General features: G+C 65.1%; 19 protein-coding genes. 10 read left to right on the forward strand and 9 right to left on the reverse strand.

Going from position 1 to position 15473, the window contains the following annotated elements; translation table 11 throughout:
* Positions 1–37: 37 nt before the first annotated feature.
* The 3 genes from ACSQ27_RS05120 to ACSQ27_RS05130 are packed head-to-tail and all read right to left on the reverse strand — an operon-like array spanning position 38 to position 2888.
* Positions 38–1135 carry an SMP-30/gluconolactonase/LRE family protein gene (locus tag ACSQ27_RS05120; protein ID WP_436154382.1) on the reverse strand — a complete coding sequence of 366 codons (1098 nt, stop codon included), beginning with the start codon at positions 1133–1135 and terminating at the stop codon, positions 38–40.
* Complete coding sequence (gene mnmH / locus ACSQ27_RS05125) at positions 1132–2199, reverse strand: tRNA 2-selenouridine(34) synthase MnmH (RefSeq protein ID WP_436154383.1); 1068 nt, start codon at positions 2197–2199, stop codon at positions 1132–1134. Before mnmH ends, ACSQ27_RS05120 begins: the two co-directional genes overlap by 4 nt.
* Positions 2196–2888 (reverse strand): arylesterase, encoded by a 693-nt coding sequence (locus ACSQ27_RS05130; RefSeq protein ID WP_436154384.1) that lies wholly within the window; start codon positions 2886–2888, stop codon positions 2196–2198. The genes mnmH and ACSQ27_RS05130 overlap by 4 nt, the downstream gene beginning before the upstream one ends.
* A gap of 67 nt (positions 2889–2955) precedes the next feature.
* Here ACSQ27_RS05130 and ACSQ27_RS05135 point away from each other — a divergent pair, with 67 nt between their 5' ends.
* Positions 2956–3675 carry an ABC transporter ATP-binding protein gene (locus tag ACSQ27_RS05135; RefSeq protein WP_436155402.1) on the forward strand — a complete coding sequence of 240 codons (720 nt, stop codon included), beginning with the start codon at positions 2956–2958 and terminating at the stop codon, positions 3673–3675.
* Between the two features lie 14 nt (positions 3676–3689).
* Here the strand turns inward: ACSQ27_RS05135 and ACSQ27_RS05140 are convergent, their stop codons facing one another.
* A complete protein-coding gene (locus ACSQ27_RS05140) occupies positions 3690–5978 on the reverse strand; it encodes a protein kinase domain-containing protein (RefSeq protein WP_436154385.1) in 2289 nt (762 codons plus the stop codon).
* A 40-nt stretch (positions 5979–6018) separates the two neighbouring features.
* Entirely contained in the window at positions 6019–6897 is an 879-nt protein-coding gene (locus ACSQ27_RS05145) for a c-type heme family protein (protein WP_436154386.1), read from the reverse strand.
* Positions 6898–7085: 188 nt separating this feature from the next.
* Between ACSQ27_RS05145 and rlmB the strand changes: the two genes are divergently transcribed.
* Both rlmB and ACSQ27_RS05155 read left to right on the forward strand, forming a co-directional pair.
* Positions 7086–7838, forward strand: coding sequence for a 23S rRNA (guanosine(2251)-2'-O)-methyltransferase RlmB (gene rlmB / locus ACSQ27_RS05150; protein ID WP_436154387.1), 753 nt, complete (start codon positions 7086–7088; stop codon positions 7836–7838).
* On the forward strand, positions 7835–8980 hold the full coding sequence (locus tag ACSQ27_RS05155) for an NAD(P)/FAD-dependent oxidoreductase (RefSeq protein WP_436154388.1): 1146 nt from the start codon (positions 7835–7837) through the stop codon (positions 8978–8980). Before rlmB ends, ACSQ27_RS05155 begins: the two co-directional genes overlap by 4 nt.
* A gap of 17 nt (positions 8981–8997) precedes the next feature.
* Here the strand turns inward: ACSQ27_RS05155 and ACSQ27_RS05160 are convergent, their stop codons facing one another.
* The 4 genes from ACSQ27_RS05160 to ACSQ27_RS05175 all read right to left on the reverse strand — a co-directional run bounded on the left by ACSQ27_RS05160 (position 8998) and on the right by ACSQ27_RS05175 (position 11734).
* Complete coding sequence (locus ACSQ27_RS05160) at positions 8998–9591, reverse strand: chromate transporter (protein WP_436154389.1); 594 nt, start codon at positions 9589–9591, stop codon at positions 8998–9000.
* Complete coding sequence (locus ACSQ27_RS05165) at positions 9588–10163, reverse strand: chromate transporter (RefSeq protein WP_436154390.1); 576 nt, start codon at positions 10161–10163, stop codon at positions 9588–9590. The genes ACSQ27_RS05160 and ACSQ27_RS05165 overlap by 4 nt, the downstream gene beginning before the upstream one ends.
* Before the next feature lie 145 nt (positions 10164–10308).
* A complete protein-coding gene (locus tag ACSQ27_RS05170; RefSeq protein ID WP_436154391.1) occupies positions 10309–11292 on the reverse strand; it encodes a bifunctional helix-turn-helix transcriptional regulator/GNAT family N-acetyltransferase in 984 nt (327 codons plus the stop codon).
* A gap of 82 nt (positions 11293–11374) precedes the next feature.
* Positions 11375–11734 (reverse strand): cupin domain-containing protein, encoded by a 360-nt coding sequence (locus ACSQ27_RS05175; protein WP_436154392.1) that lies wholly within the window; start codon positions 11732–11734, stop codon positions 11375–11377.
* 72 nt (positions 11735–11806) lie between these two features.
* On the opposite strand from ACSQ27_RS05175, the gene ACSQ27_RS05180 reads away from it, so the two are divergent.
* From ACSQ27_RS05180 to ACSQ27_RS05210, 7 genes are all read left to right on the forward strand, one after another.
* Complete coding sequence (locus ACSQ27_RS05180) at positions 11807–12658, forward strand: AraC family ligand binding domain-containing protein (protein WP_436154393.1); 852 nt, start codon at positions 11807–11809, stop codon at positions 12656–12658.
* 172 nt (positions 12659–12830) lie between these two features.
* Positions 12831–13235: a zinc-ribbon domain containing protein gene (locus ACSQ27_RS05185; RefSeq protein ID WP_436154394.1), complete on the forward strand. Its 405-nt coding sequence runs from the start codon at positions 12831–12833 to the stop codon at positions 13233–13235.
* 102 nt (positions 13236–13337) lie between these two features.
* A complete protein-coding gene (locus tag ACSQ27_RS05190; protein ID WP_436154395.1) occupies positions 13338–13565 on the forward strand; it encodes a hypothetical protein in 228 nt (75 codons plus the stop codon).
* A 30-nt stretch (positions 13566–13595) separates the two neighbouring features.
* Positions 13596–13973, forward strand: coding sequence for a hypothetical protein (locus tag ACSQ27_RS05195; protein WP_436154396.1), 378 nt, complete (start codon positions 13596–13598; stop codon positions 13971–13973).
* A 98-nt stretch (positions 13974–14071) separates the two neighbouring features.
* Positions 14072–14452, forward strand: coding sequence for a RidA family protein (locus ACSQ27_RS05200; RefSeq protein WP_436154397.1), 381 nt, complete (start codon positions 14072–14074; stop codon positions 14450–14452).
* Positions 14453–14506: 54 nt separating this feature from the next.
* The gene (locus ACSQ27_RS05205) at positions 14507–14857 is read left to right on the forward strand and encodes a hypothetical protein (RefSeq protein ID WP_436154398.1); all 351 of its coding nucleotides are present in this window, start codon (positions 14507–14509) and stop codon (positions 14855–14857) included.
* 53 nt (positions 14858–14910) lie between these two features.
* Positions 14911–15318: a GNAT family N-acetyltransferase gene (locus tag ACSQ27_RS05210; protein ID WP_436154399.1), complete on the forward strand. Its 408-nt coding sequence runs from the start codon at positions 14911–14913 to the stop codon at positions 15316–15318.
* Positions 15319–15473 lie beyond the last annotated feature (155 nt).

A 15473-nucleotide genomic window follows, 5' to 3' on the forward strand; every position in this document is an offset into this window, starting at 1 on the left:
GTTGATGGCCGGTGCTTTAACGGACGCCATCGCCCGCCTATTTAGCTAACCAGCCCAGCCCCCTGGCATGCAGGCTTTGCACATACAGCCTGTCCGCCGTCTCCGTCACGGCGGTTGTTTCGGGATAAGCGCCCGTCGGGTCCTGCAGGTCGGCCACCACTTTTCCTTCTTCCGTGAACGCCACCACATGGCCATAGGCCTTGGGAATCGGCCACAAGGCGCGCGGCAGGCGAAGGATGAGCTTGCGCATGAAGGGCTTGCGGGCCAGGCCGTCAATCGTCGGGTTGCGCGGCTTGACAAGGCCCACCCATACCTTGCCGTCCAGGCCGCGCATCAGGTTGTCGGGGTAGCCCGGCAGGTTGTCAAAAAGCGGCTGGAGGCTGCTGCCGGGCTGGCCGATGTTTTGCTCCCGCGCATCCACCGGCAGTTTCCAGATGCGGTATCTGCCGGTTTCGGCCACAAACAGCGAACGCTCGTCCTGGCTCAAGGCCACGCCGTTGGCAAAGCTCAGGCCTTTTGCCACGACGCGGGTGGCTTGGGTCGCCGGGTTGTACTCGATGACCCGGCCGGTGGCGGACTGCTCCAGGATGTCGAGAATACTGGCTTCGAAGGTGCCGCCCCATTGCCGGGCCCCAAAGCGGGTGGAGGCGTCGCTGAAGTACACCTTGCCATTGCGGGCCACCACCACCGCATTGGCATACAGAATCGGGCTGCCACCGGCTTTGTCCGCCAGCACCGTCACCTTCTTGTCCGGCGAAATCGACAGCAAGCCTTTGAACGCATCGGCGGCGATGAGATTGCCGGCCGCGTCGAAGTCAAAACCCAGCACGCGGCCGCCGGTGTTGACGACCACCTCCTGGCCGCTGCCGTCAGGGTTCATCCGCAGGATGGCGCCGCTGGCCACCGTGGCGTAGAGTTTTCCATCCCGGGCCACCACCAGGTGCTCAGGACCTTCTTCGGCCCCCAGCGGAATGGTTTTCAGGCTGGCGAGTTTGTGGTTGGGGGCGAAAGGGCCGGTGTAGCCGGGGGCCGCGGGCGCTTCCCAGCTTTGCGGCGCGACGGGCACCGGCCACAGGCACAGGTAGGCGGCCAGCCCGGCCACGGCGATGCCGATGGCGACAAGGAATTTTTTCATGGTGTTTTCTCCTCCCTGAGAATCGCTTGCGCCAGCCCCGCCAGGGTCTGCTTCGACCGGTCGGCCGCGCGGAGCGCCGTGGCCTTGGGGTACTGGCTGAAGTTGCGCTCCATGGAGCGCGCATAGCCCGGGTCGTAGTGAAGGGTGAGCAGCTCGCGGACCACAGAGGCCACGTCGCCGCCTTGGGCGCGGGCCTGCCAGTCCTGCACCACGGCCTTGCCGCGGGCCTCGGTCAGCGCGCCCAGGCGTTCGCAGAAGTGTTCGATGTCCTGCACAAAAAAGGCATAGTCCTCGAGCAGCAGCGCGACGCGCTCGTCCTCCGCAAGCTCGATTTGCAGGCAGGGGCTGGCCCGCATCGCGGCGATCAGGCCGTCCGGCACCGCCACGTTGCCGACCTTTTTGCTTTCGCTTTCAACATAGACCGGCCTGGCCGGGTCGAAGCCGCGCAAGGCGGACCAGATGCCGCTGTCAAAGGCCTTCTGGCTGGGCTGCTGCACGCCGGGAATCGCACCCAGCACCGAACTGCGGTGGTTGGCCAGCGCCTCCAGGTCCAGTACCTGCGCGCCTTCAGCGGCCAGGGCCTGCAGCAGCCGGGTCTTGCCCGAGCCGGTGGGGCCGCAAATGACACGGTACTGCAGGCGCGCGGCCAGCTGCGGCAGGTCGGCCAGCAGCGCCGCCCGGAAGGCTTTGTAGCCGCCGTCCACCAGTGTGACCCTGAAGCCGATCTGGTCCAGTACCAGCGCCAGCGAGCCGCTGCGTTTGCCGCCGCGCCAGCAATAAAGCAGGGGTTGCCACTCGCGCGGCTTGTCCAGCACATCGCGCTGTATGTGTTCGGCGATGTTTTTCGCCACCAGCGCCGCCCCCAGTTTTTTGGCCTCGAACTGGCTGATCTGCTTGTATTTCGTGCCGACGACTTTTCGCTCCTCGTCGTGCAGGCTGGGCCAGTTCAGCGCGCCGGGCAGGTGGTCTTCGGCGTATTCACCCTCGCTGCGGGCATCGATGACGTCGGAGTAGCGGTCCAGCGCGGCCAGCGCTTCTTCGGCGGAAATGCGTTCAAGCGTCACTTGATCAGTTTCTTGAGTTCGGGCCAAACATTGGCCAGCATGCGGGCCTGCGACTGTTCATTCGGGTGGATGCGGTCGGCCTGGAAGTTGGCCGTCGGGTCGGCCGCGTCGGCGATGCCTTTCAGGAAAAAGGGCACCAGCGCGACTTTTTCCGCCTTGGCGATCTTGGCGAACAGCCCGGAAAAGGTCGCCGCATAGGCGCTGCCGTAGTTGGGCGGCACCTGCATGCCGATCAGCAGCACGCGCGCGCCGGCCTTTTTTGCGGCCTGTGTCATCGCGCTGAGGTTTTGCTCGGTCATGTCCAGCGGCAGGCCGCGCAGAGCGTCGTTGCCGCCCAGCTCTATCACCACCACGGCAGGCTTGTGCTGCGCCAGCAGGGCCGGCAGGCGGGAGCGGCCGCCCGCGGTGGTGTCACCGCTGATGCTGGCGTTGACGACCCGGGCGTTCTTTTTCTCGTCGGCCAGCTGCTTTTCGAGCAGCGGCACCCAGCCGGTGCCGCGCTTGAGGCCGTATTCGGCGCTCAGGGAGTCACCGACGACCAGCACGGTAGTGGCCTGGGCGGCGGAGGCGGGCGCCTGCGCCCAGGCAGCGGGCAGGGCGCCCAGCAGGGCGGCCGCGAGCAGCGCGGCCAAAGGTTTTACCAGTCGCCTGGCCGTTTGGCCAACAAGCTTGGTAAAGTCGGATTTCATATTTTTTGACAAGGCTGACATGTTTGAACCCGCGGTGAGTGGCGTGAATGGCGTGAACGATGCTTCCATGGCCTCCACAGCGCCCGGCGTTTCCGGTGCGGCTGCAAAGTCCCAGGCAGCTTCAATTATTTCCGTGGAGCATGTTTTCAAGTCGGTCACCGACTCCACCGGTACTTTGGCCATTTTGCGCGATATTGACTTCGCGCTCGCCGCGCGCGAAACCGCCGCCATTGTCGGCGCTTCGGGCTCGGGCAAAAGCACCTTGCTGTCCATCATCGCAGGCCTGGACACCCCCACCCAGGGCACGGTCAGGCTGGCCGGGCAGGACCTGTTCGCCCTCGGCGAGGACGACCGCGCGGCCCTGCGTGCCCAGAAGGTCGGTTTTGTGTTCCAGAGTTTCCAGCTCATGGGCAACCTGAGCGCGCTGGAGAACGTCATGCTGCCGCTGGAGCTGTCGGGCGCCCGCAACGCCCGCGCACAGGCCACCGAGATGCTCAAGCGGGTCGGCCTGGGGGAGCGGCTGGGCCACTATCCCAAGGTGCTGTCGGGCGGCGAGCAGCAGCGCGTGGCGCTGGCGCGGGCCTTCGTGGTGCAGCCGGCGGTGCTGCTGGCCGACGAGCCCACCGGCAGCCTGGACTTCGCCACCGGCGAGACCGTCATGTCGCTGATGTTCGAACTCAACCGCGAGCTGGGGACCACGCTGGTGCTGGTGACCCACGACCAGGGCATCGCCGCGCGCTGCGAGCGGCGCATCACCATAGACGCGGGCCGGGTTGTCTCGGCCTGAATTTTCCCGGAGCTTCAGCGCCCGGTGTGCAGCTTTTGCGCCGCAGCCAGGAATTTCGCCCTGTCGTCGGGTTTGTCGATCAGTTGCGCCAGGGCCTTGGCCAAGGCGCCCAGGCTGGTCTGGCGCGCCGATTCCTTGCGCACCAGGGTCTTGGCCAGCGGGCCGATGTAGAGGCTCAGCAGGCGTTCGAGCTGGGCCTGCAGTTCCGCGCTGAAATGCTGCAGGTTGATGGAGGTGGACGTCGCCGACGGCGATGAGGGGCCCGTGGGGCGGCTCATGTCCTGGTGGCGCAGGCCGGACACCGGCATGGAATGCAGGCGGCTGGGCGTACCGGTGGTGGCACCTATGGCGCTTGTGGCGCCGGTGCGCGGACCCGAGGCCCCATGCAGCCCCGAATGCACGGGCATGCTGGCATTGCGCGGCCGCGCAAAGGCCTCGCGCGCCGTGGCGTCGGGGATGGAGACGGCCAGCAGGTCGCGCAGGCCCTGGGCGCTCACCGTGCGCGGCACCGCCTTCTTGACCAGCACCCGGGCCAGCGGGCCGATCAGCTTGGCGAGCTCGGCCTCGATCTCATGCACCATCTCCGGCGTGAGCGAGGCCAGCGCGGCGAACGAGGCCGTGTGCTCGAACTCCAGGTTGCGCGATGCCGCGGCCGCCGCCGGGGCGGCATTCGGGTCCAGCACAGCATAGATCTCGTGCGAGCGCAGGTGCTTGTCCATGTGCGGGCCGAGGTAGTCGAAATGGCCGGCCGCGGTGTCGGTGATGCGCGAGATCACGTCGTAATAGGCCCGCGAGACCACCACCTGGTTGGGCCTGGCGAAGTCCATGATGCGCTGGGCCACATTGATGCCGTCGCCCACCACGTTGACCCGGTTGTTGATGTCGAACACCATGCGGATCGGGCCCAGGTGCAGGCCCACGCGCAGCGACAGCTTGCGGCCGTACTTCTGGGCCAGCAGGTCGCGCAGCAGCAGGGCCGACTGCAGCGCCTCCTCGGGGTCGCCGAGGAAGCAGATCGCCGCGCCGTCGCCGGTGTCTATCATGATGCGCGACGATTCCTTCACGCCGCCTATGGCCTTGGTGATCAGCTCGTTGAACAGCGCCTTGACCACCACCTGCTGGTCCACCGAATAGGTGGAATAGGACACCAGGTCCAGGAACATGATGGTGCCCAGCACGTTCTTGCGCAGGTTCTCGGCGCTGTTGAGCGGGATTGACTGCGAATTGGCGGCGTAGGCGAGCAGGGCGTTGTCGGGCGGCGCGGTGATTGTTTGGGACTCGGCCGCCGGCGCGGGTGGAGGAGGAGGCGGCGGCGGCGCGGGAGCGAGCGCCGAGGGCGCTGCCAGCACGCTGGCCGCGCGTATGGTCTGCGTCTTCACGAAGTCCGAACTCAGCAGCGCCTGGCGCAGTGCCGCCACGTCCTGCGGCCGCTGGGTTTCGTTGGGTGTCATGGCCCAGTCGATGGCGCGCAGCAGCGGCGCGCCGAAGACCACCGCGCTGGCGGTGTCGGCGGCTTTGGGCATGCTGTCCTCGCGCACGCGCGAGGCCGACTCCATGGGCTTGTGGCCGGTCGTCATCCAGTACATCACCGCGCCCAGCGAATAGACGTCCGTCCACGGCCCCTGGTGGCCCTTGCTGTGGTACTGCTCGAACGGCGCGAAGCCCGGGCTCACGATGTTGGTCATGTCCTGGTTGCCGGTGACGCGGCGCGCCGCGCCGAAGTCCAGCAACACCGGCGTGCCGTCGGCACGGATGTAGATGTTGTCCGGCTTGATGTCGCGGTGCAGGAAGTTCACCTTGTGCACCGACTCCAGGCCGTCCATCAGCGGGTAAATGATTTTCAGCAGGCCCTGCTGGTCCAGCGCGGGCTGCTTGGCCAGCCAGCGCTTGAGCGGGTCGCCCGACTCGTACTCCATCACGATGTAGGCGGTGCCGTTTTCCTTGAAATAACGCAGCACCCGCACGATGTTGGGATGGCGAAACGACGCCAGCGCGCGCGCCTCGTCGAGGAAGCGCTCCAGGCCCCACTGGAACTGCGCCCTGTTTTCGCTGGACCGGACGCTGACCGACAGATCGGCCGCGCGCACGGCCAGGTCGCCCGGGAAGTATTCCTTGATGGCTACCGGTAGCTGCAGGTTGATGTCCTGGGCCAGGTAGGTGATGCCGAAACCGCCGCCGCCCAGCATTTTGTCGATGCGGTACTCCAGGACAGTCTGCCCCGGCACCAGGGCGGCTACGTCCCCGCCTTCGGTGGCCACGGGGCGCACGGGAAGGGTCCGGGTTTTGTCTTCGGGGTCGGTCATGCGTCCGGGGTCGTGATGGGGGCGGGTAATTTGCCGGGCATCAATCGCCGCGGTCAATCATTTGCATGGCTTTTTCCAGGCTGCGGCGCATGCGGTTGAACGAGCTGCCCAGTACGGCGACTTCGTCCTTGCCGCCGTCGGCGAACTCCGGTACCTCGAAGTCTCCGGTGCTGACCTTGTCGGCCGCCTGGGACATGCGGCGTATCGGCCGCACGATGAGCCAGCTCAGCATCAAGTTGAGCACCACGAACACCACCACGAACACCGCGGCCAGCGAGGCCATGAAAGTCTTGAACGTGCGCTCGGCATTGCGGATGGGAATTTCCATGGGCACCGTCACCACCTGAGCGCCAATGATTTCATTGTGCTTCCAGCCGAAGCCGTTGGCCTCGCCGTAGATCTTGATCATGCTGGCCGGCGCGGCGGCCGGCACGCTGTGGCACTGCAGGCAGGCCGCGTTGGTGATCTGGATCGGCTTGGCGATGTAGAGGAGCCGGCCCGTGGCCGCCGCGCGCTCCGAAATGAGTTCTTTCGAATCGGCGTTCTGGCGGAACTGCTGGACGATGTCGGCTTCCCAGTCGGTGGCCCGGTCGCGCGGATTGGTTGGATTGAGTGTCGCTTCCTTGTAGCCGTAGTCGCGGTACTTTTTCTGGATGTGAGCCAGGGTTTCGGTGGCCGCGTAGGCCGGCACGGTCTGCGGCAGGAACACCTCTTCGAGTTGCTTGTCCAGGTGCGGCTTGACCTGCTCCACCGTGTAGGCGCGCACCGAGAGGGCGGTGTCCATCATGAGCCGCGCATTGCGCAGGACTTCCTCGCGGGCGTTTTCCTGCAGCAACTGGCGCGATATGAATCCGGCGGCGCCGAAGCCGGCCAGGAACACCACGACCAGCACCAGGTTAAATTTAAGCCTCAATCCCATAGCGACCCCACTTGTGTGTGTTTTTGTTGCGAAGCATTGTCAGCCCGCGCCAGCCAACAAATTGTTACTATTTTAGTCTTACCCAGCACGCATTGTGACCGCCGGTCGGCCCTGGCGCACCGGTAGTAATGCCAATGAAGGGGTCAGGAGCCTGGGCGGCTCCGACGCCTGGCAGTGATAATCCCCGCATGTCATCCACCCCTAAAGTCCTTTTTGGCTTCCATGCCGTCGGCGTCCGCATCAAAACCGCCCCCAAGTCCGTCCTGGAGGTGTTTTTTGACGTCTCGCGCCGCGACGCCCGCATGCGCCAGTTCACCGACCGGGCCCGCGAGGCCGGCATACGGCTGATCGAATCCGACGGCCTGCGCCTGGCCAAGATGTGCGGCAGCCACGGCCACCAGGGCGTGGTAGCCCGGGTCGATGCGTTGGCCCAGGTCAAGTCGCTCGACGAGCTGCTTGAGCAGCTTGAAGAAGCCGGCACGGCCCAGCCGCTGCTGCTGGTGCTGGACGGCGTGACCGACCCCCACAACCTGGGCGCTTGCCTGCGCGTGGCCGACGGTGCCGGCGCCCATGCCGTGATCGCCCCCAAAGATCACGCGGCCGGCATCAACGCCACCGTCGCCAAGGTCGCCAGCGGCGCCGCCGAAACCATGCCTTATTTCATGGTCACCAACCTGGCCCGTACCCTGGGCGAGCTCAAGGAACGCAATATCTGGTGCATAGGCACCAGCGACGACGCCGAAAAAACCATTTACGACGTGGACCTGAAAGGCCCGGTCGCCCTGGTGCTGGGCGCGGAAGGCGAGGGCATGCGCCAGCTCACGCGCAAGACCTGCGACGAACTCGTCAGCATCCCCATGCGCGGCGCGGTGGAAAGCCTCAACGTGTCCGTGGCCAGCGGCGTCTGCCTCTACGAAGCCTTGCGCCAGCGCGGCGCATGACGCCGCAGCGCTTCGACCTGGTCGTTATAGGCGCCAGCTTTGCCGGGCTGGCCTGCGCGCGCGCCGCGGCCCGCGCGGGCCTGCGGGTCGCCGTCGTGGAAAAGAAGTCCTCCTCGGGGGACAAGCTGCACACCACCGGCATCATCGTCAAAGACGCCATCGACACCATCCCCTGGCTGCAGCAGGTGCCCGCAGCGCTGGTGCGGCAGGTCGACGGCGTACGGCTGTATTCACCCAACCTGCGCCACGTAGACCTGCATGCGCCCGGCTATTACTTCTGGGCCACCGACACGCCGGCGCTGCTGGACTGGATGTGCGCCTCGGTCCAGGCCGACGGCGTCACGCTGCTGGCGGGCACGCTGTTTGAGCAGGCCGCGCGGGACAGCGGCGGCGGCTGGGCCGTGGCGGTCAAGTCGGTCGCCACGCAGGAGCCGGCCATGCTGCAGGCCGGCTACCTGGTCGGCGCCGACGGCCCGCATTCGCGCGTCGCCAAGGCTTTAGGCCTTTCGCTTAATACCCAGTTCCTGTTCGGCATCGAGCATGAATACGGCCAGGCCCGGCTGGACGCCAACCTGCTGCACTGCTTCATAGACCGCAAACTCGCGCCCGGCTACATCGGCTGGGCGGTCGCCGGCGTCGGTATCCAGCAGATCGGCCTGGCCCGGCGGATGTCGCCTTCGGGCGTGCCGCCCAAGCAGGCCTGGATGGCCTCTTTTGCGGCCAAGATCGCGCCGCACGTCGACATCGGCGATACCGCGCCCCTGGCGACGCGCGCCGGCATGATTCCCTGCGGCGGGGTGCTCAAGCGTGTGTCCGATGCGCGTGTCATGCTGGTGGGCGACGCCGCCGGCATGGTCTCGCCCGTGACGGCCGGCGGCATCCATACGGCGCTGGAGCATGGCGATGCGGTGGGCGGCGCCGTGGCCGCCTTTTTGCAAAGCGGTGCGGCCGACGGCGGCGACCCGGCCGATCCGATGCACGGGTTGGTGCGCAACTACCCGAAATTTCGCGCCAAGCGCACGCTGCGCTGGCTGTTCGACCATTTCCAGGCCGACTGGATCTTCAACATGGCCCTGGACACCGAACCCATGCGGCAGGCAGCGCGCATGGTGTACTTTCACCGGCGCGGTAAACCGCAATAACTTTACGGGCAGCGGGCTCAGACCAGGCCGTACCAGCCCAGCAGCGCGCCCGCACCCAGCAGCCACAGCAAGTGGATGCGGGTGCGCCAGACGATGACGGCCGAGGCGGCGGTCAGCAGCCATACCGGCCAGTCCTTCAGCGAACTGCCGTTGGCGGCGGCCAGGATCCAGCTGGTGGCGATCAGCAAGGCCACCACGATGGGGCCCATGCCCTGCTTGAAGGCGCGCACCGCCCGCAACTCGCGGTTGCGGTGGCCCCACTGCGCGGCCGTGTAGGTCAGCGTGGTGCTCGGGATCAAAATGCCCAGCAGCGACAGGAAGACGCCCAGCAGTCCCGTCAGCATGCCGCCGGCGTTCAGTCCCACGTTCCAGCCCATCAAGGCGATGAACAGCACGTTGGGCCCCGGCGCCGACTGCGCGATGGCGATGGAGGCGTTGAACTGCGCGTCGGTCAGCCAGTGCTGCTTGTCGACCAGGAAACGGTGCATGTCGGGCGCGGTGCTGATGGCCCCGCCCACAGACAGCAGCGACAGCGAGAGGTAGTGCAGGAACAGGTCGAACCATTCCCGCGCGCCGAACACCAGGTGCAGCGTTTGCAATGGTTCGTTCATGGCTGGAGCCTGCGGTAGGCCAGCACGCAGGCCGTGAGGCCCAGGCTCAGCAGCACGTAAGCCAGCGGAATGCGCAGCAGCGCGATGGACACAAAACACAGCACACCCAGGCCCGCGCACAGCCGCAGGCCCAGCACGTTCTTCTTGAGGGCGCCGAAAAGCTTGAGGCCGGTCGCCCCGATCAGTCCGGCCGCCACCGCGGCCATGCCGCGCAGTGCACCCGCCACGCCGGGGTGGCCGGCGAACTGGGCATACAGCACCGCCAGCAGCAGCACCAGCACCAGGGGCACCGTCAGCATGCCGGCCAGCGCCACCATCGCGCCCTTGAGGCCGAAGTAGCGCCCGCCCACCATCAGGGAAAGGTTCACCACATTGGGCCCCGGCATGATTTGCGCCACCGCCCAGTCTTCGATGAACTCCTCACGCGTCATCCAGCGTTTTTTCTCGACCAGCTCGCGCTGCACGATGGCGAGGACGCCGCCGAAACCCTGCAGGGCCAGCAGGGTGAATGAAACAAAAAGATCGGTGAGGGATTTGGGTTGCGGGCGCTCTTCCGCGGGCAGGGGGCTCATGCGCCCATTATCGCCGCGCGCGCCGCATGCCCCGGCCCGCCCGCAAGAAGCCGAGGCGCTTCATCTGCTATTAAAACAATAGCCCGCTACTCTTGATCCACGAGGGCTCACACTCAATGCCTTTGGAACTTCCGGCCTTATACGCCTAAAGTTTTAGCGCCCAGGTCTCGCCAACCAATTCCCGCCCAAAACCCTGATACGGCTCGCTCTTGACCAGCTCGAAGCCGCGTTTGGCGTAAATCGCGCGTGCCGCCGTCAGGCAGCTGTTGGTCCAGAGCACCATTTTTTTGTAGCCCTTGGCGCGCGCGAAGGCGATGCATTCGTCCGACAGGCGCCCGCCCAGGCCCAGGCCGCGCGCCGCAGGCGTGAGGATCAGCATGCGCAGCTGCGCCACCGTGGCAGATTTGCGCACCACGAACACCGCGCCCACGCGCTCGCCGTCGAGTTCGGCGATCCAGCATTTTTCGCAGTCGGGCCGGAAATTTTTGAGGTACTTGCCCGCGATGTCGGCCACCAGCGCCTCGAACTCGCTGTTCCAGCCGTATTCGCGCGCATAGATTTCACCGTGCTGCTGCACCACCCAGCCCATGTCTCCGGGCTGCGGGTCGCGCAGCACCACGGTGCGCGTCGTCGCGGCCTGGTCGGGCCCGGCCAGCAGGCGCTGCACCGTCGTCATCGCGCTCACCACCTTGTGCTGGTCATCCGGCGCCAGCGCCGCCAGCAGGGCGGCCGCCTCGTCGCGCGACTTCTGCTGCAGCGGCGCGAACGCCGCATGCCCGGCCTCCGTCAGCTTGAGCAGGCTTTGCCGCGCGTCGGCCGGCGAGGGCACGCGCGCCAGCCAGCCCTTGCCTTCAAAGCGCCGCAGGATGCGGCTCAGGTAACCGGCGTCCAGCGACAGGTCGCGTCCCAGTTCGGTGGCGGTCGGCTGGTCGCGGTGGGCCAACTCGTACAGCACCCGCACCTCCGTCAGCGAGAACTCGCTGCCCAGGTAAGGGTCCAGCACGCCGATGCGCTGGGTGTAGAAGCGGTTGAAACCGCGGATCGCCTTGATGTGGGTGGTGCTGGCGGCCGGCGCGGAAGATGTGGATGAAGACGGGGCGGGGAGGGTGGGGGAATTTGACGGGGCCATGCAGCTATCGTCAAGTAATTGATTGACAAAGTCAAGTAATTGGGTTTTTCCCGCTCTCCTTCAGTTTGGGGTCCGTCCGGCCTCAGATCACCCGCCGCGGCGCCGCCGTCGCTGCATCGCCGCTGTTGGGCGTGCCGGTCGGCTCTATCAGCAGCAAGTGCGCCTCCTGTGCCGCGCGCGGCCGGTGCCGAACGCCGCGCGGCACCACGTGGAGCTGGCCGGGTTTGAGCATCACGGTGGGCTGGCCCTCGATGTCGATGTGCAGCTCACCCTTGAGCACCAGGAAGAAGTCGTCGCTGTCGGGGTGCGAATGCCAGCTGTACTCCCCCTGCACCTTGACCACCATCACGTCATGGCCGTTGAACTCGCTCACGGTGCGCGGCTGCCAGTGGCCTTCAAAACTCGCGAGCTTGGCCTGCAGGTCTATGGCGTGTGTCTTCATGCAAATTCCTCTTGTGTTGCGATGCAAGAGAGTCTGCTTGTCCGCGCCCGCCGCGTCTTGTACGATTGTTTCATGCACGATGCCCAGGAAACCCCTCCCAAAGACTGGGCAAACTTTCGCCCCGGCGCCCTGGCCGGCGTGACGCAGATGAAGGCCCACTTCACCGAGCACAGCTTTGAGCGCCACAGCCACGAAACCTATTCCATAGGCGTCACCGCCTCCGGCGTGCAGACTTTTCATTGCGGCGGCACGCTGCATGCCAGCCTGCGCGGCGACGTCATCCTTTTTAATCCCGACGAGCCGCACGACGGCCAGCGTGGCACGCAGGAGGGCTTTGGCTACAGCATGCTGTATGTGGCGCCCCAGGTGGTCGACGAATGCCGCGACAAGGAGGCCGGCGTCGACATGGCCGCCTACTTCCGCCAGCCCGTGGTGCGCGACGCGGCCATGGGCCGCGCGCTGGCGCAGGCCATAGGCGCGGCCGGGCAGGCGCAGGAATCGCTGCGCGCCGAGGAACTTACGCGTGATGTGCTGGTGCGGCTGCTGCAGCGCTACGGCGAACGGCGCAGCACGGGCGATGACAGCAAGGCGGCCGGCGCCGCCCGCATGGCCCGCATCCGCGACTATTTGCGCAGCCACTACGGCGAGGACATCACCGTGGATGCCCTGGCACGCGAAGCCGGCCTCTCGCGCGTGCACCTGACCCGCGCCTTCGCCCGGCAATTCGGCGTGCCGCCCCACATCTACCTCAATGCCGTGCGCCTGGAGCGAGCCCAGTCCGCCATGCTGGCCGGGCAGGGCCTGGCCGAGGTGGCGGCCGCCTGCGGCTTTGCGGACCAGAGCCACTTCAGCCGGCGCTTCAAGGGGAGTGTGGGTCTGGCGCCTGGGGCCTGGTTGCGGCAGATGAGGGCTGGGTGCCAATGAAGTCCATGCTAGCGCCTCGCTATCTCCTCAATTCACCCGTGTATTTCGCAATGCTCTTGAAGCGTGGGTAGCACATGACGCTCATTTTTAAGCACTCACCTCTCCGACCACCGCTACGCCTGGGATCGCCGGTTTTGCGCTATGTGTCACCCTGGAACGCAGGCAACAGCTCATGAAAAGCAATAAACAACGCCGCACTGAAATCCTCGAAAAGCGAAAAGCGCGCGCAGCAACGTCTGTGAAGCCGGTTGGAAACGAGCCTCGTCGCGAAGTCACCAGCGGAACAGCGCCCTGCAATCCGGAATTGCTTGCGCCTTCCAACAGCTATGGCACTCCGGCTTTTGTCCAGCGTGGCTACTACATGGACGTTCTGTTCAAGTGCCAGGACTGCGCAAAAGAGGAAATCTGGCGTGCCGCCCAGCAGAAGTGGTGGTATGAGGTCGCAAAAGGCAATGTAGAGACGCGTGCCACGAGGTGCAATCCGTGTCGCCGCATTGAGCGCGAGCGGCGGGACGAAGCCCGCCGGGTTCACCTTGAGGGCGTGGCGCGAAAGAATGCGTTAAAAGCCCCGGCCTGACAAAAGGTCGGCTGATGTCAATCGTCGAGATACGAAGCGCATGAAAGAATGGTGCCGGTTCTCCGGCTTGCTTGTCGTTACAGTGGTCGCTGAATGAAGACAATGAACACCACAAAACGCCTCATCATTGCATGTGCCGGCTGGATACTGCTTGGCCTGGCCGTCATAGCCTTTGGGGGGCCGCATGCACGGGGAAGCGCGCTCTTCGTGGTGTGGTCCCTGTATGCACTCTTCGCGGGAGTCTGGGTTGTCATGCCGCTACTGAAAATAGTCGATGCCGCCATGCGCAAAGAAAAAGCGCGCGGGCCAAGCCATCCGGATGAACGTTAGGGACCGGCGGGTTCACGGATTCGTTCACGCATGTACGACGTCACATTTTTCTCAAGCGCGCTCTTTCTGCTTTCAGCGCTTGGTATCGCGGCTTATGCCCTGTATGCGAGGCGTCATTCGGGGGAAAGCCGCATCGACATAGCAATGCGGCAGTTTCTGGAAAGTGTCATTCACGCAAATGATCCGCGGTTTGCATTTGAAGGCCGAAGCGCAGTAGTCGTCCGCCAAGACGAAGACCACAGCAACGGTGAGAACACGACCTACGTCCTGACTGTTTATGCCAGAAATCAGTACGGCGAGTACTTTGTTTTCAGGTCGGATGGAAATAAGCCTTCCGTCAACTATCTTGAGCATCGTTTGGCCCGGGTGATCTTGAAACATGACTATGCTGGCCCCCTGAAGAGCTAGTCCATTGTGAGGAGGCAGCCCGCGGGCCTGCCGCCTAGAATCGTTGCTGGACCTGGTCCCGTCCATCCCCTCAACATTCCGCTACACGGATGACATTCATGGCAAGAGACATCATTCGAACCCCCGACGCGCCGGCGCCGCCGCCGACCTACAGCCAGGCAGTCCGCGCCGCCGGCCTCGTCTTCGTCTCGGGCACGGGGCCACACGACCCGGTGACCGGAAAGATTGTGGGCGACACCATCCAGGAGCAGACCCGGCAATGTTTGCAGAACGTGTCCGCCATCCTCAAGGCCGCGGGCTCCTCCCTCGACAAGGTCGTGAGCGCCACCGTCATCATCCTGGAGGAGGCCGACTTCGCCGGCATGAATGAAGAGTGGCTCAAGTGGTTTTCGGAAAACCCGCCAGCACGGCAGGGCGCAAAGCTGCCGGTTCGGGTCCCTGGCCTGAAGGTGTCCATCGCGGTCATTGCCGAGGCCTGAATCGTTTGCGGATTCAATCCCGTTTTATCCATGTGCACGACAAGTTGACCCCTTATGAAGCTCCACCACTTCGCCGCCATCGTCCTGCTGTCATCCGCCCTTGGAGGCTGCGATTTCCAGAAAGAGGCCGACGCCAAGTTCGGCGACCAGCATTTCAAGACCGCCATCTCCCTGGTCGAGCTTCACAAGGTGCGCACAGGTGCCTATCCGCAGAAGCTCAGCGACCTCACATTCACCGGCGAGTGGGATGCCATTGCGCTGAATTCCGTCGAGTACAAACAGCTGGCCACCGGCTATGAACTGAACGTCACCCGGGGGTGGGTGGGCCAGCCTGAATTGGCTTATCCCAAGGAGTTCTGGCAAGGTCTCGGCCTGGTCAAATCCAATCTGAAACCCGGCGCATGACACAGCCTGGCCAGCAGTTCATCCGGACACGATCAACCTCAAGCCTCTGACCCATGAAAAGCATCAACGTTGAGTACCGCCACAACTACCCGCTCGACCCCGTGGACGTCGTGCGCGTCTTCGAGCAATCGGGGATCAAGCGCCCAACCGGTGATCTGCCCAGAATCGCCCGCATGTTCGCGGCGCCCAGTCTGCTGCTCTCGGCGTGGGTGGGCAACGAGCTGGTGGGTCTGAGCCGCTCGCTCACCGACTACGCCTATTGCTGCTACCTCTCGGACCTCGCCGTAGACAAAAAATACCAGGGTGCCGGCATCGGCAAGGAACTGATCCGGCGCACCCAGGCCATCATTGGGGAGCAGGTGTCCCTGATCCTGCTCTCCGCCCCCGATGCCATGTCCTACTACCCGGTGCTGGGGTTTGAGCAGGCAGGCAATGCCTTCGTCATACGGCGAAAGCAGTAAGGCCCTCCCGGCCGGCCGCATTGCGGCATTGCCGCACGCTGCAAATGCGGCGTTCTCCTACACAATGTTACGAATGGTCTGGCTATATTGAAGTGGCGAGCCCTGTTTGGGGGCCGCATCACTCCGCTGGATTTACCAGTTTTGAGGCCCGGGCC

The organism is Polaromonas sp. LjRoot131, from assembly GCF_964252805.1.
Taxonomy (GTDB): Bacteria; Pseudomonadota; Gammaproteobacteria; order Burkholderiales; family Burkholderiaceae_C; genus Polaromonas.